The organism is Agrobacterium sp. CCNWLW32, from assembly GCF_037083425.1.
Classification (GTDB): domain Bacteria; phylum Pseudomonadota; class Alphaproteobacteria; order Rhizobiales; family Rhizobiaceae; genus Agrobacterium; species Agrobacterium radiobacter.
On record NZ_JBAOJM010000001.1, the window covers coordinates 21,162 to 43,335 of the forward strand.

Annotated in this window: 19 protein-coding genes and 2 tRNA genes; 9 read left to right on the plus strand and 12 right to left on the minus strand. The window is 60.2% G+C overall.

Annotated features, from left to right (window positions below; translation table 11 throughout):
• Window positions 1-264: 264 nt before the first annotated feature.
• On the minus strand, window positions 265-1,242 hold the full coding sequence (locus tag V6R85_RS00105) for a VOC family protein (RefSeq protein WP_111833662.1): 978 nt from the start codon (window positions 1,240-1,242) through the stop codon (window positions 265-267).
• Between the two features lie 228 nt (window positions 1,243-1,470).
• Between V6R85_RS00105 and ppdK the strand changes: the two genes are divergently transcribed.
• Window positions 1,471-4,197, plus strand: coding sequence for a pyruvate, phosphate dikinase (gene ppdK, locus V6R85_RS00110; protein ID WP_020812861.1), 2,727 nt, complete (start codon window positions 1,471-1,473; stop codon window positions 4,195-4,197).
• On the opposite strand, the gene V6R85_RS00115 is transcribed toward ppdK, so the two are convergent.
• The 3 genes from V6R85_RS00115 to V6R85_RS00125 form a co-directional block, all read right to left on the minus strand.
• On the minus strand, window positions 4,175-4,447 hold the full coding sequence (locus V6R85_RS00115; RefSeq protein ID WP_003509074.1) for a hypothetical protein: 273 nt from the start codon (window positions 4,445-4,447) through the stop codon (window positions 4,175-4,177). The genes ppdK and V6R85_RS00115 overlap by 23 nt on opposite strands.
• A gap of 115 nt (window positions 4,448-4,562) precedes the next feature.
• Window positions 4,563-5,156, minus strand: a complete 594-nt coding sequence (locus tag V6R85_RS00120) for a demethoxyubiquinone hydroxylase family protein (protein ID WP_111833661.1) — start codon at window positions 5,154-5,156, stop codon at window positions 4,563-4,565.
• Between the two features lie 245 nt (window positions 5,157-5,401).
• Window positions 5,402-6,766: a dicarboxylate/amino acid:cation symporter gene (locus tag V6R85_RS00125; protein ID WP_003509070.1), complete on the minus strand. Its 1,365-nt coding sequence runs from the start codon at window positions 6,764-6,766 to the stop codon at window positions 5,402-5,404.
• A 357-nt stretch (window positions 6,767-7,123) separates the two neighbouring features.
• Between V6R85_RS00125 and V6R85_RS00130 the strand changes: the two genes are divergently transcribed.
• A complete protein-coding gene (locus V6R85_RS00130) occupies window positions 7,124-8,044 on the plus strand; it encodes a DUF1499 domain-containing protein (protein WP_111833659.1) in 921 nt (306 codons plus the stop codon).
• Between the two features lie 92 nt (window positions 8,045-8,136).
• Here the strand turns inward: V6R85_RS00130 and V6R85_RS00135 are convergent, their stop codons facing one another.
• Window positions 8,137-9,045: an MBL fold metallo-hydrolase gene (locus tag V6R85_RS00135; protein ID WP_111833658.1), complete on the minus strand. Its 909-nt coding sequence runs from the start codon at window positions 9,043-9,045 to the stop codon at window positions 8,137-8,139.
• A gap of 202 nt (window positions 9,046-9,247) precedes the next feature.
• Here V6R85_RS00135 and V6R85_RS00140 point away from each other — a divergent pair.
• A tRNA-Gln gene (locus V6R85_RS00140) sits at window positions 9,248-9,322 on the plus strand.
• An 11-nt stretch (window positions 9,323-9,333) separates the two neighbouring features.
• Here V6R85_RS00140 and V6R85_RS00145 read toward each other — a convergent pair.
• The 4 genes from V6R85_RS00145 to V6R85_RS00160 all read right to left on the minus strand — a co-directional run bounded on the left by V6R85_RS00145 (window position 9,334) and on the right by V6R85_RS00160 (window position 12,627).
• Window positions 9,334-9,645 (minus strand): type II toxin-antitoxin system RelE/ParE family toxin, encoded by a 312-nt coding sequence (locus V6R85_RS00145; protein WP_111833657.1) that lies wholly within the window; start codon window positions 9,643-9,645, stop codon window positions 9,334-9,336.
• Complete coding sequence (locus V6R85_RS00150; RefSeq protein WP_111792553.1) at window positions 9,635-9,916, minus strand: ribbon-helix-helix domain-containing protein; 282 nt, start codon at window positions 9,914-9,916, stop codon at window positions 9,635-9,637. The genes V6R85_RS00145 and V6R85_RS00150 overlap by 11 nt, the downstream gene beginning before the upstream one ends.
• 183 nt (window positions 9,917-10,099) lie before the next feature.
• On the minus strand, window positions 10,100-11,815 hold the full coding sequence (gene mqo / locus V6R85_RS00155) for a malate dehydrogenase (quinone) (RefSeq protein WP_162695454.1): 1,716 nt from the start codon (window positions 11,813-11,815) through the stop codon (window positions 10,100-10,102).
• Window positions 11,816-12,204: 389 nt separating this feature from the next.
• Window positions 12,205-12,627, minus strand: coding sequence for a hypothetical protein (locus V6R85_RS00160; RefSeq protein ID WP_003509022.1), 423 nt, complete (start codon window positions 12,625-12,627; stop codon window positions 12,205-12,207).
• A gap of 264 nt (window positions 12,628-12,891) precedes the next feature.
• Here V6R85_RS00160 and V6R85_RS00165 point away from each other — a divergent pair.
• Window positions 12,892-12,968 (plus strand) — tRNA-Pro (locus V6R85_RS00165).
• An 821-nt stretch (window positions 12,969-13,789) separates the two neighbouring features.
• Here the strand turns inward: V6R85_RS00165 and cysN are convergent.
• The 3 genes from cysN to V6R85_RS00180 are packed head-to-tail and all read right to left on the minus strand — an operon-like array spanning window position 13,790 to window position 17,038.
• Entirely contained in the window at window positions 13,790-15,274 is a 1,485-nt protein-coding gene (gene cysN / locus V6R85_RS00170) for a sulfate adenylyltransferase subunit CysN (RefSeq protein ID WP_020812869.1), read from the minus strand.
• Entirely contained in the window at window positions 15,274-16,227 is a 954-nt protein-coding gene (gene cysD / locus V6R85_RS00175) for a sulfate adenylyltransferase subunit CysD (RefSeq protein WP_045018182.1), read from the minus strand. Before cysD ends, cysN begins: the two co-directional genes overlap by 1 nt.
• Window positions 16,228-16,255: 28 nt before the next feature.
• Complete coding sequence (locus V6R85_RS00180) at window positions 16,256-17,038, minus strand: phosphoadenylyl-sulfate reductase (protein ID WP_020812871.1); 783 nt, start codon at window positions 17,036-17,038, stop codon at window positions 16,256-16,258.
• A gap of 204 nt (window positions 17,039-17,242) precedes the next feature.
• Between V6R85_RS00180 and V6R85_RS00185 the strand changes: the two genes are divergently transcribed.
• The 5 genes from V6R85_RS00185 (at window position 17,243) to V6R85_RS00205 (ending at window position 22,094) form a co-directional block, all read left to right on the plus strand.
• Window positions 17,243-17,683, plus strand: a complete 441-nt coding sequence (locus tag V6R85_RS00185) for an RrF2 family transcriptional regulator (RefSeq protein ID WP_003509013.1) — start codon at window positions 17,243-17,245, stop codon at window positions 17,681-17,683.
• A gap of 412 nt (window positions 17,684-18,095) precedes the next feature.
• Window positions 18,096-19,121: a sulfate ABC transporter substrate-binding protein gene (locus V6R85_RS00190; RefSeq protein ID WP_003509002.1), complete on the plus strand. Its 1,026-nt coding sequence runs from the start codon at window positions 18,096-18,098 to the stop codon at window positions 19,119-19,121.
• Between the two features lie 198 nt (window positions 19,122-19,319).
• The gene (gene cysT, locus V6R85_RS00195; RefSeq protein ID WP_003509001.1) at window positions 19,320-20,177 is read left to right on the plus strand and encodes a sulfate ABC transporter permease subunit CysT; all 858 of its coding nucleotides are present in this window, start codon (window positions 19,320-19,322) and stop codon (window positions 20,175-20,177) included.
• A complete protein-coding gene (gene cysW / locus V6R85_RS00200) occupies window positions 20,170-21,042 on the plus strand; it encodes a sulfate ABC transporter permease subunit CysW (RefSeq protein ID WP_020811680.1) in 873 nt (290 codons plus the stop codon). Before cysT ends, cysW begins: the two co-directional genes overlap by 8 nt.
• Before the next feature lie 11 nt (window positions 21,043-21,053).
• Window positions 21,054-22,094, plus strand: coding sequence for a sulfate/molybdate ABC transporter ATP-binding protein (locus V6R85_RS00205; protein WP_003508997.1), 1,041 nt, complete (start codon window positions 21,054-21,056; stop codon window positions 22,092-22,094).
• The last annotated feature ends 80 nt before the right edge of the window (window positions 22,095-22,174 follow it).

Below are 22,174 nucleotides of genomic sequence, written 5' to 3' on the forward strand. Positions count from 1 at the left end.
AGATGGCTGTATGGCGGTAATCGTTTCCGGGGAACAAACCTCCTCCGTCATACCGGCCTTGAGCCGGTATCTAGCCAGCCCAAGTCCTTGGGCTGAAAAGACTCTTCCCGTTGCGCAGACGCATGTCGGCTGGATTCCGGCTCAGGGCCGGAATAACGGAAGGAGGAGACGCAGCGAATCCCTGTAAACACTTGGCCTGCTGCAACCGCCAATGGCGCAGTTTGCGAATTTCTCCACGCATGATGCACGGAGGCCTACCATCACTCACCCCGGCACCAGCCGCAGCCGCGTGCCCCAGGGGTCGATCGCTTCCACGACATTGTTCTCCATCTCCACCAGCACGTAACCGGCGGCCCGCAGCCGCGTTTTCTGCGCCTCGAGATCGGCGGGATTGCGAATGGTGAGAGAAAACCAGTCGAGGCCGGTTTCCATGGCGTTGCGTTCCTTCGCGCCGCGGCTGTTCCATGTATTCACCGCCAGATGATGGTGATAGCCGCCGGAAGAGAGGAAAGACGCGTCCGAGCGCGCATCCTGCGTCGGTCGCAGGCCGATGGCCTCTTCGTAGAAGGCGCGGGCGGTGGCGATTTCGCCGACCCGCAGGTGAACGTGTCCGATGCGCATCCCCGCTGGGGCTGTCTCATAATCGCTTCTTTTGGTGTCGGTCAGCTTCACGAGATCATCAATATCGAGTTGTTCGGTGCCCATTTTCACCACGCTGCCGCTCCAGACCCAGGTGTCCTTCGGCCGGTCGCTGTAAACCTCGATGCCGTTGCCTTCGGGATCGTTGAGATAGATCGCCTCACTGACATTGTGATCGGCAAAACCTGACAGCGGCACCTGCTTCAGCGCCGCATGCACCAGCCAGCGCGCCAGATCCTTGCGGGAGGGCATCAGATAGGCGATGTGGAACAGGCCGGCGGAGGTGGGGCTTTCGAAATCCGCGGCCGGCTTGTGGACGAGATCGAGCAGCGGAACAGTGCCAACGCCGAGCGTCACGCCTCTGGCCGTGCGTTCCACCTCGTTCATGCCGAGAACCGAACGGTAATAATCGATCATTGGATCGAGTTCGCGCACCCGAATTGCGGCCTGGCCGATATGCATCGGCGTCGTCAGCGCAAAGGGAAGGGCAGAGGCGGCCCCTGTGACGGGTACTGCGCCTTCGGCTCTGAGCGCCCCGGCAAGCGCGCTGGCGGCGCAGGAAATTCCGGCAAATTTAAGCGTATGGCGGCGGGTAAATTGCATGAATAATCTCTTTGTCGGCGATTTGAATGGCTTAGGCAACACTCCGTTTCAGCGCACTACACGAATGCGTCAATCATGGCGTTATTCGGCCTTTGCGGCAATTCTGGCGCGCAATTTGCCGCAATTATGCTGCACTGCGATGTAAACTGCACGTTGCGGCGTTCCCAACATGCCGGCAATGCTGTAGATGATAGAAAAATGACAACGCTTCTGGGTGGAGAGCGTGGAATGAAAAAATGGGTTTATACCTTCGGCAACGGTGCTGCCGAAGGCAGGGCAGGTGACGTTGCGATATTGGGCGGCAAGGGCGCGAACCTTGCCGAAATGGCAAGTCTCGGCCTTCCCGTCCCCCCCGGCCTCACCATCATAACCGATGCCTGCGCCCTTTATCACAAGAATGGCCACGATCTTCCCGAGGACCTGAAGCTGCAGGTCATGGCCGGCCTGCACGGCATGGAAACCGTGACCGGCAAGACCTTCGGCGGCAGCCAGTCGCCGCTGCTCATCTCCGTCCGTTCCGGCGCGCGCGCTTCAATGCCCGGCATGATGGATACGGTTCTCAATCTCGGTCTCAACGACCGCACCGTCGAGGCGCTGGGCCATGATGCGGGCGACGCCCGTTTTGCCTGGGATAGCTACCGCCGCTTCATCCAGATGTATGGCGATGTCGTCATGGGCCTCGACCATGAAATGTTCGAGGAAATTCTCGAAGACGAAAAAGGCCGCCTCGGCCATGAATATGATACCGACATGTCGGCGGTCGAATGGCAGCACGTCGTTTCGCTCTACAAAAAGCTGATCGAGGATGAGCTGGGCGAAGCCTTCCCGCAGGACTGTCACGTCCAGCTATGGGGCGCGATCGGCGCGGTTTTCGCCAGCTGGACCAACCACCGCGCCGTGACCTACCGGCACCTGCACAATATTCCGGGCGACTGGGGCACGGCCGTCAACGTTCAGGCCATGGTCTTCGGCAATCTCGGCTCGTCCTCGGCAACGGGCGTCGCCTTCACCCGCAACCCTTCGACGGGCGAGGCGGAGCTTTACGGCGAATTCCTCGTCAATGCTCAAGGGGAGGACGTGGTGGCGGGCATCCGCACGCCGCAATCCATCACCGAAGCCGCACGTCTTGCCTCCGGCTCCGACAAGCCTTCGATGGAAAAGCTGATGCCGGAGGCTTTCGGCGAATTCCTGGCGATCTGCAAGCGGCTGGAAAACCACTATCGCGACATGCAGGATCTGGAATTCACCATCGAGCGCGGCAAGCTCTGGATGCTGCAGACCCGTTCCGGCAAGCGTACCACCCGTGCCGCCATGAAGATCGCCGTCGATATGGTCGAAGAAGGGTCGATCTCGCAGGAGGAAGCCGTCTGCCGCATCGAGCCCTCATCGCTCGACCAGCTGCTTCACCCCACCATCGATCCCGGCACGTCCCGCCCCATCATTGGCTCCGGCCTGCCGGCCTCGCCGGGGGCGGCGACGGGTGAGATCGTCTTCACCGCGGAAGAGGCGGTTGCAGCGGAGGCGGAAGGTCGCCGCGTCATTCTGGTGCGCATCGAAACCAGCCCGGAAGATATTCACGGCATGCACGCCGCCGAAGGCATTCTGACGACGCGCGGCGGCATGACCAGCCACGCCGCCGTGGTGGCGCGCGGCATGGGCATTCCCTGCGTCACCGGCGCCGGCTCCATGCGCGTCGACATGCGCAACAAGGTGCTGATCGGCGTCGGCTGCATGCTGAAACGCGGCGATGTCATCACCATCGACGGTTCGTCAGGCCGGGTGCTGAAGGGCGAGGTGCCGATGACGCAGCCGGAACTCTCAGGTGATTTCGGCAAGCTGATGCAATGGGCCGATGGCCTGCGCCGCATGACGGTGCGCACCAATGCCGATACGCCGGCTGACGCCCGCGCCGCCCGCGCCTTTGGCGCTGAGGGTATTGGGCTGTGCCGCACCGAACATATGTTCTTCGAGGGCGACCGCATCCATGTGATGCGTGAGATGATCCTTGCGGAAAGTGAAAAGGGCAGACGGGCAGCGCTCGACCAGCTTTTGCCGATGCAGCGTTCGGATTTCACCGAACTGTTCCAGATCATGCACGGCTTGCCGGTGACGATCCGCCTGCTCGATCCGCCGCTGCACGAATTCCTGCCGAAGACCGATGGCGAGATCGTCGAGGTGGCCGCCGCCATGGGCATGCCGCAGACGGTGTTCCGCCAGCGGCTGGATGCGCTGCACGAATTCAACCCCATGCTCGGCCATCGCGGCTGCCGGTTGGCGATTTCCTATCCCGAAATCGCTGAAATGCAGGCGCGCGCCATTTTCGAGGCCGCCGTTGCGGCGGCGCGCATCACCGGGGCTCCTGTTGTGCCAGAGATCATGGTGCCGCTGGTCGGCCTCCGGTCAGAGCTTGATTACGTCAAGGCCGTCATCGACACGGTGGCGGCCGAGGTGGCGGAAGAGACCGGCATGACGCTGGAATATCTGACCGGCACGATGATCGAGCTGCCGCGTGCGGCCCTGCGCGCCCATGTCATTGCGGAAGCCGCGGAGTTCTTCTCCTTCGGCACCAACGACCTGACGCAGACGACCTTCGGCATTTCCCGCGATGACGCGGCGCGCTTCATCAATACCTATCAGCGCAAAGGCATCATCGAACGAGACCCGTTCATCTCGCTCGATTTCGACGGTGTGGGCGAACTGATCCGCATTGCCGCCGAACGCGGCCGCCAGACGCGGCCGGAGCTGAAGCTAGGCATTTGCGGTGAACATGGCGGCGACCCGGCCTCGATCCATTTCTGCGAGGATGCGGATCTTGACTACGTCTCCTGCTCGCCTTTCCGCGTGCCCATCGCGCGCCTTGCGGCGGCGCAGGCGACGCTGGCCGCAAGGTCGAAGCAGGGGGAAACCCCAAGCAATGTCGCCTTCATTCCCGTCAGGGGTTCTGTTGGACGATGATGCGCCGCTCCACCACCACCGGCCGGTAGAACATGTCGCGGTTCATTTGCGCCTGCCAGGCGCGGTTGTCGGCGCGGCGGTCCATTTCCAGATCGAGAAGGCAGCCTGCCATCGGGTCCGTGCCGGGGCGGAACCCATACCCCCGGCATGTCGCCTCATCCCGCGCCCGACGCTCTTCCGGCGTCAGCGTCTGGCAAGCGGTGAGCACCAGCATAGTGGCAAGCGCACCGAAGACGATGGAAACGCGCATTTTGTTTCTCCCTTAACATGACAGCCGTACGGCACTTTTATTGCCGCGATTGATACGCCTGTTTTGATATGGGGAAAAGCCGCGTTGGGGTGGAAAGTTGCATCGGGGCGAGCCATCAGGCTCGCTTGGAGCGCTCCATTTCGGCGCGCATCCAGCTTGAGTCTCCCCAGGTCGATAGCCAGATCATCAAGTCGGTGAGAAAGCCGATAATCGGTAGAAGCAGCCTGTGGCCCATGCCGCGCGTCATCTGGTTTTTCTCGGCCTCCCGCAGATGAGCCAATTCCTGTTCTTGAATAGAAGCAATCAGCTGATGAAGCTCAGGGTCTCTCGTCTGCAAAAAGGCCAATTGCTCTTCTAGATGGCGGTGAACAGTGCCTTCCACGGCCTCAGTGCAAATCCAGACCATGTTGCGTCCGCCAAGCGCGGTCAAAAAGCCGAGCAGATAACCTCCGAGGCTCCAAAACGCCATCACGCGACAGGGCTTGGCATGTCTTGAAGGCATGGCTTCCCGGAACAGGCGGCAATGATCGATTTCGTCTTCCCGCATTTCATGAAGAGCGGACACGATGTCCGGAAACAGCCGACGAGCCATCCATATCTGTGCTCCATAGATGCGGATGGCGCCAAACTCGCCGGCATGATTGACTTTGAGAATGCGGCGAACGGTAAGAGCCGGATCGTGTTTGCCACTATCGGACATATGAAACATTATCGGAGTGTTTTCCCGTTCGGTTGTGCCTGCCGTTTGGATTGGCTTCCAGTGTCTCCGACAAAACTAAATGAATTGCACAACCGTCTTCCAACAATAACGCCAGACACGATTGCAGCCGCTCAGCTTTTTATTGCTGGCGGCTGCTCTCATCGTGACATCGCTACGATGAATGAAATCATCGCTGGCGTTGATCGTGGCAGCAGGAAAGTGGCGTACAGGTAAGCAGCCACCAATTGCTTCACTCAGGCCGCCACGACTTCCCGGTCATCGAGTGCATCGATGTCCTTGGCGTTGTTATAGACGGCCTCGTTGAGGATGCCCTCGCGCTTGGCGACGATGGTGGGCACCAGCGCCTGACCGGCGACGTTGACCGCCGTGCGGCCCATGTCGAGGATAGGGTCGATGGCGAGCAGCAGCCCCACACCTTCCAGCGGCAGGCCGAGGGTGGAGAGTGTCAGCGTCAGCATCACCACAGCACCTGTCAGACCCGCCGTTGCGGCAGAGCCGAGCACCGAGACGAAGACGATCAGCACATATTCCTGAATGCCGAGCGGCACCTGGAAGAACTGCGCAATGAAGATCGCCGAAATCGCCGGATAGATCGCAGCGCAGCCGTCCATCTTGGTGGTGGCGCCGAGCGGCACGGAGAAGGCGGCATATTCGCGCGGCACGCCGAGGCTCTTTTCCGTCACGGTTTCGGTGACGGGAAGCGTGCCGATGGAGGAGCGCGAAACGAAGGCGAGCTGGATGGCCGGCCATGCGCCAGCAAAGAAGCGAGACGGCTTCAGGCCATGGGCGATCAGCAGGGCCGGATAGACCACGAACAGCACCAGCGCCAGACCGATATAGACGGCGGCCGCATACCAGCCGAGCTGCGAAAGCGTCGTCCAGCCATATTGGTCAACCGCACGGCCAAGCAGGCCGATGGTTCCGATGGGGGTGAGGCGGATGACCCACCACAGGATTTTGCGCACGATGGCAAGCAGCGACTGGTTGAAGGCGAGGAACGGCTCCGCCGCCTTGCCCGCTTTCAGCGCGGCAACGCCGAAGGCGATCGACACCACGAGAAGCTGCAGCACGTTGAAGTTCAGCGAGGTGCTGCCGGCGCCGTTGTTGATTTTGGTCGAGGCTTCGAGGCCGAAGACGTTGGCCGGGACGAGGCCCTTCAGGAAGTCGAGCCAGGAGCCGGTGGAGGAGGGTGCCGCCGCTGCCGTATTGGCAATCGCCGTATTGACGCCCGGCTGGATGACGAGGCCGAGCACGATGCCGATGACCACGGCAATCAGCGCGGTGATGGCAAACCACAAAAGCGTCTGCCAGACGAGCTTTGCCGCATTGGAGAGGTTCTTGAGATTGGCGATGGAGGCGACGATGGCCGTGAAGATCAGCGGCGGAACGAGAGCGCGCAAAAGCTGTACGAAAATGCTGCCGATGGTCTGCAGCGTCACCGAAAGCCAGTTCGGACTGCCGGCGGCATCGGGACCGATGTTGCGCGCGACGAGCCCGAGCAGCAGGCCGATGACCATGGCGATCAGAACCTGAAAGCCGAAATTGCGATAAAAGGGTTTAGGCCCGGAGGGGCCGGCGGACGTCGTTGCCTGTGACATGACATGTCTCTTTATTGTGCAAGAAAACGAGAATGTTGCACTTTTTACACGCATTCTCGAGGGAGATCGCCGAGGATACGCCGATTTCCTCAGCAATTAAGGGATGAACGTGCGTATTTGTTGCGTTGTCGGGGAATTATTCTCGCAAATGGCGAATTCTCAGAAAAATGTTTCGCCCCATCGCGCTTCCGTTCCCGGCCCCTGACGTGAGGTTTTCGCATTTTGGCTTGCGGATCAAACCCGTCCTTTGTTTTCCTCGCCGTAAATCCGGTCTATGACATCATATGCAGGTGATTCCCTGCCAGAATTCGGGTGCAACGCTTTTTAGCCAATGCGATCTAACGGATATCCGCTTTCATGACTGTGCGTTTCGTCCGGCCTTTTTCGGTTGCAGCCTATCTTTCCCGGTATCTGGGCCTTGCGGCGCTTGTGCTGTTTCTCATCGCCGCCGGCATCCATCGTTTCGGGCCGCTGACGACGCCTGATCTCACCGGTCTGCTCGTCATTGCCGCCGGCATCGCTCTTGCGGCCGTACTTCTGGCGCTGATCGGCCTAGAGCGGCTGTGGACCAAGGGTGCGCGCGGCGGCCTTTCGGCGCTGGCGGCGTTGCTTCTTTCTGCCCTGCCGCTCGGCGTGGTCGGTTATGGCTCCTATCTTTATTGGCAGCAGCCGAAGATTTACGACATTTCCACCGACCTGAGCGATGTGCCGGAATGGCTGGTGACGCCCACGGCCAATCAGCAATGGCTGGTGCGGCCCGCTGTCATCACCAAGGCCGACCGCGATGCGCAGATGGAGGCCTATGCCAGCCTCGCCGGCCGCCGTTATGAAGGCGCGATCGACCGCATCTATGCCGCCGCCAAAAAAATGGCCGCCGCCCAGACTATTCGCATCACCCACACGAAGGGGGTGATCGGGGCGGAAGATGCGCCCTCTGCCGGCATTCCCGAGCAGGACAGGACGCAGCCCGCGGAAGAGGGGCCAGTGGAAGACCTGCCCTCCATCGTGCCGGTGCCCATGGCCCGCCCGACTGACGCGCCGCAGCCCACCTTCTTTAATGGCAGCGGTGTTGTGCTGATGCAGGGTGAAACCCGCACCCGCATCTGGGGCCTGCGTTTCGATATCCTCATCCGCCTGAAAGAAGAGGCGGAAACCACCATCGTCGATGTCCGCGTCGCTTCCCGCTACGGCCCGCACGATCTCGGCATGGGGGCGGCGATTGCGGAAGCCTATCTTGATGCGCTGGATGCGGAGATGCAGGGGCTGAACGACAACTGAGGCTATTTGTCTTGTCGTGGCACCCGCTCGTTCCCCGTCGAACGGGCGGCGAGCGACGAAAGCATCGTGAGAATTCGCGCGTCAAAACCTCATCACGCCGGAAAATATTCGCCCAGCAGCGAAGGCGCACCATCTGTCCGCACTTCGCCCTTTTCGATCAGGTCCTCTATATGCGCCAGCACGGAAAGGGCGGCCGCGCCGTGCAGGCGCTTGTCGGTGCTGGCATAGATCACCTTCACCATATCGGCGATCAGCCGGTCGCCTTCGCGGATGCGCTTCAGAACCGCCTTTTCCCGCATACGTCGATGAGCGCGTAGCCCGCGCATGAAGGCCGAGGGATCGGTGACCGGGCCGCCGTGGCCGGGCAGGAACAGCCGGTCGTCGCGGGTGAGCAGCCTCTCCAGCGAGGCCATGTAATCGCTCATCGCCCCGTCAGGAGGTGCGACGATGGTGGTAGCCCAGGCCATCACATGATCGGCGGAAAAGACGATGCCACTGCCCTCAAGCGCGAAGGCGGTGTGGTTGGCCGTGTGCCCCGGTGTATGCAGCGCGGTCAGCGTCCAGCCGTCGCCGGAAAGGCTCTGCCCATCGCCAAGCGCGATATCGGGCACAAAAGCCGTATCGGAACTTTCAGCAAAGGGATTGGTCTCGCCCACATGCAGCGGCCGGGCGGCGCGATGCGGACCTTCCGCCACCGTCAGCGCGCCGGTTGCCGCCTTCAGTCGCCGGGCGAGCGGCGAGTGATCACGATGGGTGTGGCTGACGAAGATATGGGTGACCTCGCGGCCATCAAGCGCCGCCATCAGCGCCTGAAAATGCGCCTCATCCTCCGGGCCGGGATCGATGACGGCAACGGAGCGGTCGCCGACGATGTAGCTGTTGGTGCCGTGAAAGGTGAAGGCGGAAGGATTGTTGACGGTGATGCGCTGGATGAGCGGGGCGACAGGAACCGCCTCGCCATAGGCCGGCCTGAAATCGAGATCGAATGCCGGGTCCGCCATCGAGACCTCCTGAAAAATGCCATGCCAGCTTGAGCCACGGCCTCAACCGCGCCGCTGCCCAAGCCCTAACATGCGAACTTCGCCACGGCACCCAAAAAGCTTGGGTTTTGTGAAAAAATTGGTCGCCGGGTCATTGCCGGGCCGGGCAGGCTTTGATAATCAGGCCCGGTTCGGGCAGCGGCGTTTCGCTTCACTGCCCTGTTGGGGCGTCGCCAAGCGGTAAGGCACCGGTTTTTGGTACCGGCATTCCCAGGTTCGAATCCTGGCGCCCCAGCCATCTATTCCAAGTCAGAACAACGTTCGCAGGTCCCGGCGACCATCGATCACGCGAACGATTTCCACGGAATATATTTCGCCGCCATCGGTATCCGGTACGGTTTCGTAGAGAACGACATAAGGTGTCTCGACGAGCATACGGGCGGGCGGAAAAATTTCCGTATGACGCTCGCCAAGGTGAGGATGGTCGACCAAGCGCTCCGCTTTGGCGCGGAACCGAGCGAAATATCGCTCTGCGGCAAGAGGCTGTGATTTGCCGATGTCGATATAGATTTTCTTCACATCGCTACGTGCGCGGGGCGTCCAGACAAGCTTAGTGGTCACGATTTTTCAACGAGGCCAGTTCTGCACGCGCTTCATTGAGCGCCTCGTTGAAATCCACTTCGGTTGAACCGCCACTGGCTTTGCCCTCAGCCCACAATGCGCGCAGCTTGGCGATGTCGTCGCGTCGCTGAATCCATTTTGCCGACCAGTCTCGCATCGCTTCACGGATGACTTCGCTGCTGCTGGCATAAGCACCGCTTTCCACGGCGTCACGCAAGATTTCGGCGTGCTGGGGCGTCATCGAAACGCTGATCTTTTCAACGTTGGCCATGTCATTTCTCCATGGATGTTGGTAGGAATTATTACCACCAACCGGTTTTTGGCGCGAGATATTTTTTCGACGCCCTAGTGGCAATGCACCGGAGGATGCTAGTGCGGGTGGAGAAGCCATCTTCAACAAAAACGCCGCGCATCCGGAGACACGCGGCGTCCAATCCTAAATCGCACCTAAGCCTTAGAGCGCGATATCCGGCACCTTCTTCACCGGCGCACTCGCAGGCGCCGCACCGGCGCCCTTCAGCGCCTCAAGGTCGATCTGCGGCGGCGTCGGCAGCTGCAGGTGTTCGGCGGTGTAAGCCCATTCCTGCTGCACCTTTTCCGGGTCGTCATTGAGCTTGGTGCCGTAGCTCGGCACGATCTGGCGAAGCTTCGTCTGCCATTCCGGCGTTGCCACCTTGTCCTTGAAGACCTTTTCGAGAACGCTGAGCATGATCGGTGCTGCGGTGGAAGCGCCCGGCGAAGCGCCGAGCAGGCCGGCGATGCTGCCATCCCCTGCGGCGACGACTTCGGTGCCGAGCCTCAGCACGCCGCCCTTTTCTTCGTCGCGTTTGATGATCTGCACGCGCTGGCCGGCCTGCCACAGGCGCCATTCGCCCTGCTTGGCATTCGGGAAATATTCCTTCAGCGCGGCAAAACGGTCGTCATCCGACATCATCAGCTGGCCGGCGAGATACTCCACCAGCGGATATTCGTCGATGCCCACCCGCACCATCGGCCAGGCATTGCTTGTGGTGACCGAGGAGACGAGGTCGAAATAGGAGCCTTCCTTCAGGAACTTGGTGGAGAAGGTGGCGAAAGGTCCGAACAGGATAACGCGCTTGCCACCCAGCACACGGGTATCGAGATGCGGCACCGACATGGGCGGCGAGCCGACCGAAGCCTTGCCATAGGCCTTGGCCAGATGCTGCATCGTCACGTCAGGGTTTTCGTTGATGAGGAACGAGCCGCCCACCGGGAAACCGGCATAATCGTCCGCTTCGGGAATGCCGGACATCTGCAACAGATGCAGCGCACCGCCGCCAGCGCCGATGAATACGAATTTCGCGTCCACCACCTGTTCGGCGTCGGTCTTGGTGTTGGTATAGGTCACGCGCCAGCTGCCATCGGCATTGCGCTGAATGTCGGAAACCTCGCTATTGACCTGAAGGTCGAAATTCTGGTCGCTCTGCAGATGCGATACGAACTGGCGGGTGATTTCGCCGAATTCCATGTCGGTGCCGAGCGGCGACCAGGTCGCGCCGATCTTCTGGGAAGGATCGCGGCCTTCCATCATCAGCGGCACCCACTTCTTGATCTGCTCGGGATCGGTGGAGAATTCCATACCGGCGAAAAGCGGGCTGGCTTTGAGAGCCTGATAGCGCTTTTCCAGATAGGCGACGTTCTCGTCACCCCAGACAAAGCTCATATGCGGCGTGTGGTTGATGAAGGAGCGCGGGTTCTTCAAGACGCCGTTGCGCACCTGCCAGGCCCAGAACTGCCGGGAAATCTGGAAGGATTCGTTGATGTTGACGGCCTGGGTGATCTTGATGTTGCCGTTGTCGTCTTCCGGCGTGTAGTTGAGCTCGGCAAGCGCGGAGTGGCCGGTGCCGGCATTGTTCCAGCCGTTCGAGCTTTCAAGCGCCACGCCGTCCAGCCGTTCCAGCATCTGCATCGACCAGGTGGGCTCCAGTTCGCGCAGCCAAACACCGAGCGTCGCGCTCATGATGCCGCCGCCGATCAAAAGCACATCGACCTTCTTGGCGGCCGTATTGGCGAGAAGCGGAGAAGAGGGCAGCGCCGCTGCGGCAATTCCGGCGAGCGCACCGCCCAGAACCTGTCGGCGGTTCAGCGGAAATGCATTGGAGAGATCAGTGAGCTGGGATTTGTCTTGATCGATGGGAGTCACGGCCATACCTGATTCTTGTTTTGTGTTAAAAACATTCCTCCCGATCGCCCCGTTACAGCAAAGCGCAAATCGGCACAACCCGGACTCATTCACTCCAGTTCAAGCGTTTTTGCAGGGATCTGGCCGGGACATATGGTCGCGCCGGCGAATTTTGCACATTTGCGGATCGTCATTTTTAGGGCGGTGAAGATTAGGCGATGCTTTCAAACGGTTGAAAGGGTTCTCTGCGCCCGATATCGCAAAAAGCCCGCCCGGCTGCACCTTGCCGGCCATCACGGCTGGCGCAATGCCGCTGCGGGCCGAATTTTTTTTCAGAAAAATGACAGAAATCCCGAAAAAGTGAAAAGGCCCGCCGGTTCGGGCGGGCCTTGGTGCGTTCGGTTTATGACCGAAGATCAGTTTGCGGCGAGGAATTCCGCGCAATAGCTTGGGCCGTTGACGCCGGGGCGGTCGGAGACGGTGCGCACGGCGGTGATCTTGTAGTCGCTGGAAACGACGAGCTGCACGGTGCAGGAGAGCGACGCGGTGCGGGCCGGCGAGATCTGACGACCCTTCTTGCCATCCTTGCCCTCTTCGAACCTGGCCGGAATGGTGGCCTTCTTGTAGCCGCCGCGCCAGTTATAGACCGTGGAGCTGCCGGTTTCCGTGTCGCTCAGCGGTGGGCCGAATTTTGCGAAGAAAATACCTGCGGACTGGCCGACCCAGCGGGTCTCAACGGGGCTCTTCTGGGTGAAGGAGGGAGTGGAGCCGCCCGTGGAGGTGGTGCAGGCCGAGAGCGCAATGGCAAACGCTGCGAGCGTTACGCTGCGAGATAGCATGGTGAAATGTCCTTTGTGCCGTGTCCGGCTTCCCGCCGGTCATTCCGTTCCCCTAGCAGATTTGGCGACGGGGGGCAGGGGAGGTGGGCGGCTTGACGAAAATTTCCTGCCACAATTGCTTTTTTGTAACGTTTTGAGGCCTTCCAGCCGGTGCCGCAGGCGCTTGGCAGGGCTGTTTCAACGGATGGGAAAAACTTGTCATAAAAAATGCAATAAGCCGCTTGTCGAATGCCGGAGGCTGGTCTATAGAAGCGCCGCTGGTCACGGAGTGTAGCGCAGTCTGGTAGCGCACGTCGTTCGGGACGACGGGGTCGGAGGTTCGAATCCTCTCACTCCGACCAGCTTGAAGCCCAATAGATACAGCGGCTTGCAACTCATCCCGATACTTCCTGAAAATCTCAAGGTCAAAGCCTTGCACCGAAACCGTCGCTGTTAAATCAGAACCGGTTGGAATGCATCCGTCGCTCTTGCCTGAAAATCAGGGCACAGATGCGGATAGGCGCCTTCAAACTCCCGTTCTTCAATTGGTGTCTGCTTAGGGGCGGAGAGCGTTTCCTGCTCGCAGATGTGAAACCGCACCGTCGCCTCAGCCGCGCGCCCGAACAAAAGAGGCCCGTCGCTCCGCCAAGCGCCAGGCCTCAATGTCGCGGCCTTGTTTCAGGGGACGCGCGACACGGACCGTCTTAGAAGCGTCAATTCTCGTCCACAATCCAAGAAGTTATCCATGACAGTCACAAGCCCTGAATTTCGGGGCCATCGACATGATCAACTTATCGCGATCAAAAAAGAGGCCCGCTGTTTTTTCAAACAACGAGCCTCTGTTGGGCCGCTTGGCGGAGCGACCGCACGCAAATTCGCTTTTTGCGCATGAACGTCGAATGAACAAACGGGTTTCTGTGCGGACGAGAAACAACCCGTAAAAATCAGGATAGCAACATGGATCGGAAAGCCGCCTCAGCCGTTATCTAACCATACAACAATGGAGGATAACATGCTGAAGGGTATTGCACTGTGGGCTATGGGCGTTCCGGTCGTGGTGATTATTCTGCTTTATATGTTCGTGTTTTAAACTGATCCCAAGTCTTTTACACGGAAGAACCTCTTAAACTAAAAAGGCGACCGTTCTGACGGTCGCCTTTTTGTTTGTCCATGCCCGTGCCTGTCAGCTGAGGTCGCCGATCAGCCGCGAGGCTGTGGCAGCGTCCGTGCGGCGGATGTCGATTTCGTCGCGGTGTCTTGCCAGGAGTTCGCTCGCCAGCAGCTTTTCCGCGAGATCGGCGGGCAGCGAGAGAATCACGCGGTCACCCTGTTCTTCCGTCGCGCCGACGCTCCGCTTGCCGGCAATCATGCCGCCCGCCACCGTGTTGTTGGTGTCGGGGTCGATCAGGATGAACGAGCCGGTTGAGCGGTTCTGTTCGTAGGCATCGAAGATCGCCGTCTCGTCGAAGGAAAGCCGCACCTTGCCGATGGCGTTCATCGGCAGCGAGGTCTCATGCGCCTGCCATTCGCCTTCCTTGAGGTTGAGCTGGCTGACGGGCTGGACGCTGACACGCTGGCGGCGGCTGCCGCTTTTCAGCCAGTAGCGCTTGCCCGCTTCGATGCCGCCCGGCTGCAACGCCACGATCTGCGCGTCGAAGGCAAGGCCCGTCTGCGGCTGCGCCTCGATGGAGACGATCATGTCGCCGCGCGACACGTCCACCTGACGGTCGAGAACCAGCGTGACGGCGTCACCGGCGACGGCCGCATTGCGCACCAGATCGAAAGTCACGATCTGCTTGACGTTCGCGACCATGCCTGACGGCAGGATGACGACGCTGTCGCCCGGCTTCACCGAGCCGCCGGCAACCGTGCCCTGATAACCGCGGAAGCTCTCGCCGGGGCGCGACACGCGCTGTACGGGCAGACGGAAGCCGCCCGACTGCGCGGAGCGAACGGTTGCAAGTTCCAGCGTCTCCACCAGCGTCGGGCCTTCATACCAGGGCATGGCGGCCTTGCCTGACAGAACGACATTTTCGCCCTTCAGCGCTGACATCGGTATCGCCGTGATCTGCTTGATACCGAGGTTGGAGGCGAACTCGCGGAATTCGTGGGCGATCAGCTCGAAACCGGCCTTGTCGTAATGTGTCAGGTCGATCTTGTTGACGGCCAGCACGAACTGCCGGATGCCCATCAGCGCCGCAATGGTGGCGTGGCGGCGTGTCTGTTCCAGAATGCCGGTGCGCGCATCGACCAGCAGCACGGCGAGATCGGCCGTGGAAGCGCCGGTTGCCATGTTGCGGGTATATTGCTCGTGGCCGGGCGTGTCGGCCACGATGAAGGCGCGCCGGTCGGTGGCGAAATAACGATAGGCGACATCGATGGTGATGCCCTGTTCGCGCTCCGCCTGAAGACCGTCCAGCAGCAGCGCGAAATCGGGCAGGCCGAGATCGTTCTGCTTGCCGCTGTCGCGGTGCAGGGTGGCGGCCTGATCTTCCTTGACGGCCTTGGTGTCCCAGAGAAGACGGCCGATCAGGGTCGACTTGCCGTCATCCACGCTGCCGCAGGTGATGAGCCGCAGCGGGCGCGTATCGCGCGCCGCCTTCGAATGTTCTGCAAAGGGCAGGATGGTAGCGGAAGAGGAGGGGGTGTTGGCGGCTGCGGCGCTCATCAGAAATACCCCTCGCGCTTCTTTTTCTCCATGGAACCGGACTGGTCGCGGTCGATCGCGCGGCCCTGCCGTTCGGAAACCGTGGCGATTTCCAGCTCGGCGATAACCTCCTGAAGCGTTGCGGCTTCGGAACGGATCGCGCCGGTCAGCGGGAAGCAGCCGAGCGTGCGGAAGCGGATCGAGCCGTGCTGAACCTCTTCGCCGGGCAGCAGTTCAAGGCGCTCGTCTTCGGCGAGGATCATCATGCCGTCGCGCTCGATGTAAGGACGCTCGGCAGCGTAATAGAGCGGCACCAGCGGAATGTTTTCCGCTTCGATGTAACGCCAGATATCGACCTCGGTCCAGTTGGAGAGCGGGAAGGCGCGAACGCTCTCGCCCTTGCGGACCATGCCGTTATAGATGTTCCACAGTTCCGGGCGCTGGTTGCGCGGGTCCCATTTGTGGTCGGGCGTGCGGAAGGAATAGATGCGCTCCTTGGCGCGGCTTGCTTCCTCGTCGCGGCGTGCGCCACCGAAGGCCGCGTCGAACTGGCCGGCATCGAGTGCCTGACGCAGCGCTTCGGTCTTCATGATGTCGGTGTAGAGCGCCGATCCGTGGGAGAAGGGCGTCACGTTTTCCGTCTCGCCGCGCGGATTGGTGTAGGAGATCAGGTCGAGATCATATTCCTTGACGATCTTGTCGCGGAATTCGATCATTTCCTTGAACTTCCAGCCCGTATTGACGTGCAGCAGCGGGAAGGGCACGCGGCCGGGGAAGAAGGCCTTGCGCGCTAAGTGCAGCAGCACGGATGAATCCTTGCCGATGGAATACAGCATCACGGGATTGTCGAATTCGGCGGCAACTTCGCGGAAGATGTGAATGGCTTCGTTTTCAAGCGCCTTCAGATGGGGATCGAGCGGCGGCTTGGATGCGACAGTATTCTTGCTGTCCGTCTCGTGGACTGCGTTGGACATTGTGAACTCCGGAAAATGTACTGAATGATTATCGTTGCGGGATGGCGGAAACGGCGGGTGTCTGTTCCGCACCGGCGACGTGAAGACCGCATTCGCGCTTCTCGTCGTTTTCCCACCACCATCGACCGGCGCGCTCAGGCTCACCGGGCTTGATGGCGCGTGTACACGGCTCGCAGCCGATGGAGGGGTAACCACGCGCATGCAACGGATTGACGGGAATGTTTTCGGACGCGACATAGGCGTTAATCTGGTCGATGTCCCAGTCCGCCAACGCATTGATCTTGATGAGATTACGCTCGGCGTCGAACTCGGCGAAAGGCGTGGTCGCACGGTTGCCCGACTGGCCGCGCCTGAGACCGGTGATCCAGAAGGCAGCGCCATCAAGCGCCTTGCCAAGCGGGATCAGCTTTCTGACATGACAGCAGGCGTGACGCGCCTCGATGCTTTCGTAAAAGCCATTGAGACCGTATTTCGCGGCATAGGCGTCGATATCGTCCTGCTCGGGCCGGAAGCGACGGATTTCAATGCCGAAACGTTCCTCGGTTTCATCGATGAGATCGACGGTTTCCTTGAACAGACGGCCGGTTTCCAACGTCACGACATCGATCGGCAACCGGTGTGTACCGATGGCGGCGGTGATGACCTGATCTTCGATGCCGAGGCTGGTGGTAAAGACCGCACGGCCGCCGAGACCAGCGATGAAGGAAAGTCGTCCCGCAAGATCGAGCCCGGCAAGCGTGGCGTCGAGGGATGCGGTATCGGCAGAGGCATTTGCTGAATTGATCGTCATTGTCACGTCCGGGATTTCCATGGCCGATTATTGTTGAAATCAGGCCTCCGGAACAGAAATGACAGTCTTTGTGCGCTGCACTTGAGAGCAAAAATGCCTCACGCGCGCTTTGTATGAGCAAAAGATGCCCGTTCACCTTCTTTGCAGCTTGGATTTGAATTGTGACAACTTCTGCGCTAAGCCGGAATTGCCGGGTTTCCGGGCTTGTGGTCTACTGGTTTTACGATGATTTCGCAGAAGGCAAAATATGCGCTGAGGGCGCTTCTCTCGCTGGCAAAGGCCGACGGCGGCTGTCCTGTGCAAATTTCCGATATTGCCCGCGAACAGGCCATTCCGAAAAAATTCCTGGAACAGATCCTTCTCGAAATGAAGAAGGAACGCATCGTCGAAAGCAGACGTGGCAAGCAGGGCGGTTATCTCCTGGCACGCCCGGCCTCTGATATCACCTTCGGCGAGGTGCTGCGCCTGATCGACGGGCCGCTTGCCCCCTTGCCCTGCCTCTCGCAGACCGCCTATCGCCGCTGCGAGGATTGCGATGGCGAGAAGCAGTGCGAGATACGCCACGTCTTCGCCCGTGTGGCCGATGCCACCCGCAACATCCTGTTCAACACCACTGTCGCCGATGCCGTGGCCGGTGTTGAAGTGCCCGAGCTTTTGACGGCTTAGCCATCGGCGCAATAGGTGTGCAGTACGGTCCCTCCACCCTCATTCCTGTGACAAGCACAGGAATGAGGGTGGAGGGGTGCGTCGCGACCGCCGGGAGCTTGAGCCTGCCATGCCGATGGACTGGTGGACGCTGCATGTCCCCCCCCCATCCCCTCATACCGCTCAGACGAAAAAATCGTCTAAAACCCTATAATATTTTTCGCTATCGCGGCAAAAAATCGTCAAAAATGTGAAATGCTTTTGCATTCAGAAAAGTTTTACACGACGCTTGTTGCGCCTTTCGCTTATGCTGCGCTGTATTTGTTGCCCGGGGAAACGCTCTCGGGAAACACTTTTTCGATCGTATTCGGCCTCATTGACCAACTCTACTCAACCGGTAGAGTTAAGCCATCGCAATCAGGAGGGAATACCGATGTCCAAGCTTCTGTCCGGTTTGAGCGTTGTTGCGCTTAGCCTTTCACTGGCACTTGGCGGCGCTGGCTCGGCCGCCGCGCAGACCAAGCTGCTCAACGTGTCCTACGACCCGACCCGTGAACTCTACAAGGATTTCAACGAAGCCTTCGCCAAGAAGTGGAAAGCGGATACGGGTGAGGACGTCACCATCCAGCAGTCGCATGGTGGTTCCGGCAAGCAGGCGCGCTCGGTTATCGACGGCCTTGAGGCCGACGTGGTGACGCTGGCGCTGCAGAGCGATATCGACGCCATCGTCCAGAACTCCGGCAAGATCAACAAGGACTGGCGCACCCGCCTGCCGCATAATTCCTCGCCTTATACCTCGACCATCGTGTTCCTGGTGCGCAAGGGAAACCCCAAAGGCATTCATAACTGGGGCGATCTGGTGAAGGGCGACATCCAGATCGTCACGCCGAACCCGAAGACCTCGGGCGGCGCGCGCTGGAACTATCTCGCAGCCTGGGCCTGGGCCAATGAGGAATTCAAGGGCGACAAGGACAAGATCAAGGCCTATGTCGGTGAGCTCTACAAGCGCGCTCCCGTTCTCGATACCGGCGCCCGCGGCTCCACGGTGACCTTCGCACAGCGCCAGATCGGTGACGTGCTGCTGGCCTGGGAAAACGAAGCCTATCTTGCCGGCCAGGAATTCGGCGCTGACGCATTCGATATCGTCGTGCCGCCGATCTCGATCCTTGCCGAACCGCCGGTCGCCGTGGTTGACGCCAATGTCGACGCCAAGGGAACACGCAAGGCGGCGGAAGCCTATCTGCAATATCTCTATTCCGACGAGGGCCAGAATATTGCGGCGAAACACTTCTACCGTCCGTCCAACCCCGCCGTGGTCTCCAAGGATCTGCTGAAGCAGCTGCCCGACATCAAGCTCGTCACCATTGACGACCCGCAGTTTGGCGGTTGGGCCAAGGCGCAGCCGGAACATTTCGGTGACGGCGGCATCTTCGACCAGATTTACAAGCCCGCAAAGTAAGCGGATGATGGGCTGACGAGAAACAGCCCGCCCGCAAGGGACGTTGAAAAACAGCAGCTGGATCGACCGGACACCGTGCCGGTCGATCCTTTATAATAAACGCCGGGGAACACCGGCTCCCAGAGAGCATTTCCAGGAAAAGTGGACCCCGGTTTTCTCTCCGGAAATGCGCCAAAACAAAGATTATCCGGAGCCTTGATGAGCAATAATACATCCGGAAACAGGTGGAAATGGCGGCAGTCGAGCGTCATACCGGGCTTCGGCCTGACGCTTGGTTACACAGTGACCTATCTGTTTCTCATCATTCTTATTCCGCTGGGCGGCCTTATCTGGTCCACGGCGAAACTGGGTTTTTCAGATTTCATTGCGATTGCCACCGATAGCCGCACGCTGAATGCACTGCGCGTCAGCTTCGGTACGGCGTTTCTGGCGGCACTGGTCAACGCGGTTTTCGGCGTCATCGTCGCCTGGGTCCTGACCCGTTACCGTTTTCCCGGCCGCCGATTTGTCGATGCCATCGTCGATCTGCCCTTTGCCCTGCCGACGGCAGTGGCCGGTATCGCGCTCACCACGCTTTATGCCAATCGCGGCTGGGTCGGTTCGCTGTTCGAACCCTTCGGCATCAAGATCGCCTTTACGCCGACCGGCATCGTCATTGCGCTGATCTTCATCGGCCTGCCTTTCGTGGTCCGCACCGTGCAGCCGGTCATGGAAGAGATCGACCGTCAGGTGGAGGAAGTGGCGGCCACGCTTGGCGCCAACCGTTTCCAGACCATTACCCGCGTTCTGCTGCCGAGCCTCACGCCCGCGATCCTTACGGGTTTTGCGCTCGCCTTCGCGCGCGGTGTCGGGGAATATGGTTCGGTCATCTTCATCGCCGGCAATATTCCTTACGTGTCGGAAATCGCGCCGCTCCTCATTGTCATCCGGCTGGAGGAGTTCAATTATGCGGCCGCGACCGGCATCGCCACCATCATGCTGATCATCTCGTTTGCCATGCTGTTCCTCATCAATCTCATTCAGGCCTGGAGCCGCAAGAGGTACGGTTATGTCTGAGACCGCTCCCCGCACGTCCCCCCGGCCGTTCCGCGACCCCGCCAGCGAGAGTTTTCCCGCCCGGCTGGCATTGATTGCGATAGCCTTTGTGTTCCTCGCTGCATTTCTGGTCCTGCCGCTGATATCGGTATTCTTCGAAGCCTTCCGCAAGGGCGCGGAAAGCTTCTGGGAGGCGATCGTCGAACCGGATGCGCTCTCCGCCATCCGCCTGACACTGCTCGTCGCCGCCATTTCGGTGCCGCTCAACCTGATCTTCGGGGTTGCCGCCGCCTGGGCGATTGCGAAATTCGAATTCAAGGGCAAGGCGTTCCTGATCACGCTCATCGACCTGCCGTTTTCGATCTCGCCGGTCATATCGGGCCTTGTCTATGTCATCCTGTTTTCCTCGCACAGCGTGCTGGGGCCATGGCTGAAGAGTTACGGCATCGAAATCCTCTTTGCGGTGCCGGGCATCGTGCTGGCCACCATCTTCGTCACCTTTCCTTTCGTCGCGCGCGAATTGATCCCGCTGATGCAGGAGCAGGGCAATGGCGACGAGGAGGCGGCGATTTCGCTCGGCGCAACCGGCTGGCAGACCTTCTGGTATGTCACGCTGCCGAACATGAAATGGGGCCTGCTCTACGGGGTGCTGCTCTGCAACGCCCGCGCCATGGGCGAGTTCGGCGCCGTCTCGGTGGTATCGGGCCATATTCGCGGCGAGACCAACACCATGCCGCTGCATGTCGAGATACTCTATAATGAGTACAATATGGGTGCGGCCTTTGCGGTGGCGACGCTGCTGGCTGGTCTGGCGCTCGTGACGCTCGTTCTCAAAACCATTCTCGAAATACGCTTTGGCGCGGGCAACGCAGCCGGCAAGCATTGAAAGGCATATTCATGGAAGTGAAAGTTTCCGGCATCACCAAGCAGTTCGATCGCTTTCCCGCACTGAACGACGTGTCGCTCGATATTCGTTCCGGCGAGCTGATCGCTCTGCTCGGTCCCTCCGGTTCCGGCAAGACGACGCTGCTGCGTCTCATCGCTGGCCTGGAGCAGCCGACCAAAGGCCACATCTTCTTCGGGGATGAGGACGCCTCGCACCGCACGGTGCAGGAGCGTAATGTCGGTTTCGTCTTTCAGCATTACGCGCTGTTCCGCCATATGACGGTGGCGGAGAACATCGCCTTCGGCCTGAAGGTGCGTCCTTCCGCCAAGCGCCCGCCGAAAGCGGAAATCCGCAGGCGCGTGTCCGAGCTTCTCGATATGGTGCATCTCTCCGGTCTCGAAAAACGTTACCCCACCCAGCTTTCCGGCGGTCAGCGCCAGCGCGTGGCGCTTGCCCGCGCCGTCGCCATCGAGCCGAAGGTCCTGCTTCTCGATGAACCTTTCGGCGCGCTCGACGCCAAGGTTCGCAAGGAGCTGCGCCGCTGGCTGCGTGAATTCCACGACCGCACCGGCCACACCACCGTTTTCGTGACCCACGATCAGGAAGAGGCGCTGGAACTGGCCGACCGCGTCGTCGTCATGAGCCAGGGCAAGATCGAACAGGTCGGCACGGCGGACGATGTTTATGACACGCCCAATTCCCCCTTCGTCTTCTCCTTCATCGGCGAATCCTCCAGCCTGCCGATTACGATCCGCGACGGCCATGTACTGTTTCAGGGAGAGAGCATCGGCATCGATGAGAGCGGCACGGGCGAGGGTGAGCTTTTCTTCCGTCCGGAAGATGTGGTGCTGACGCAGGAGAAGGACGCGCTTTACGGCAAGGTCACCACCTGTCGCCGCCTCGCCGGCACCCGCATCGCCGAAATCGACATCGCCAATAACGGCCACGAACCCTATCACCTCGAAATCGAGGTGCCGCTCAACGCCGCCGTGGCCGTGGGCGCGGAACTGCGCTTCCGTCCGACGCGGTGGAAGGTGTTCGGGAAGAAGTAAGGAAAGCGGCGGCTCCCGGTATTTCTAATTCTGCTGTGTACCGGCCTCGATCCGGTATACAGCTAGCCACGTCCTCTTCT

Excerpts from the sequence above, each read along its gene's own strand:
- V6R85_RS00115 (WP_003509074.1), bottom strand. The coding sequence starts at position 4,447 with ATGCGCGTTTCCATCGTCTTCGGTGCGCTTGCCACTATGCTGGTGCTC.
- cysN (WP_020812869.1), bottom strand. The coding sequence starts at position 15,274 with ATGAGCGCCGCAGCCGCCAACACCCCCTCCTCTTCCGCTACCATCCTG.
- V6R85_RS00120 (WP_111833661.1), bottom strand. The coding sequence starts at position 5,156 with ATGTTTCATATGTCCGATAGTGGCAAACACGATCCGGCTCTTACCGTT.
- V6R85_RS00105 (WP_111833662.1), bottom strand. The coding sequence starts at position 1,242 with ATGCAATTTACCCGCCGCCATACGCTTAAATTTGCCGGAATTTCCTGC.
- V6R85_RS00150 (WP_111792553.1), bottom strand. The coding sequence starts at position 9,916 with ATGGCCAACGTTGAAAAGATCAGCGTTTCGATGACGCCCCAGCACGCC.
- V6R85_RS00190 (WP_003509002.1), top strand. The coding sequence starts at position 18,096 with ATGTCCAAGCTTCTGTCCGGTTTGAGCGTTGTTGCGCTTAGCCTTTCA.
- V6R85_RS00205 (WP_003508997.1), top strand. The coding sequence starts at position 21,054 with ATGGAAGTGAAAGTTTCCGGCATCACCAAGCAGTTCGATCGCTTTCCC.
- V6R85_RS00180 (WP_020812871.1), bottom strand. The coding sequence starts at position 17,038 with ATGGAAATCCCGGACGTGACAATGACGATCAATTCAGCAAATGCCTCT.
- V6R85_RS00160 (WP_003509022.1), bottom strand. The coding sequence starts at position 12,627 with ATGCTATCTCGCAGCGTAACGCTCGCAGCGTTTGCCATTGCGCTCTCG.
- cysD (WP_045018182.1), bottom strand. The coding sequence starts at position 16,227 with ATGTCCAACGCAGTCCACGAGACGGACAGCAAGAATACTGTCGCATCC.
- V6R85_RS00135 (WP_111833658.1), bottom strand. The coding sequence starts at position 9,045 with ATGGCGGACCCGGCATTCGATCTCGATTTCAGGCCGGCCTATGGCGAG.
- cysW (WP_020811680.1), top strand. The coding sequence starts at position 20,170 with ATGTCTGAGACCGCTCCCCGCACGTCCCCCCGGCCGTTCCGCGACCCC.
- mqo (WP_162695454.1), bottom strand. The coding sequence starts at position 11,815 with ATGGCCGTGACTCCCATCGATCAAGACAAATCCCAGCTCACTGATCTC.
- V6R85_RS00185 (WP_003509013.1), top strand. The coding sequence starts at position 17,243 with ATGATTTCGCAGAAGGCAAAATATGCGCTGAGGGCGCTTCTCTCGCTG.
- V6R85_RS00130 (WP_111833659.1), top strand. The coding sequence starts at position 7,124 with ATGACTGTGCGTTTCGTCCGGCCTTTTTCGGTTGCAGCCTATCTTTCC.
- ppdK (WP_020812861.1), top strand. The coding sequence starts at position 1,471 with ATGAAAAAATGGGTTTATACCTTCGGCAACGGTGCTGCCGAAGGCAGG.
- cysT (WP_003509001.1), top strand. The coding sequence starts at position 19,320 with ATGAGCAATAATACATCCGGAAACAGGTGGAAATGGCGGCAGTCGAGC.
- V6R85_RS00125 (WP_003509070.1), bottom strand. The coding sequence starts at position 6,766 with ATGTCACAGGCAACGACGTCCGCCGGCCCCTCCGGGCCTAAACCCTTT.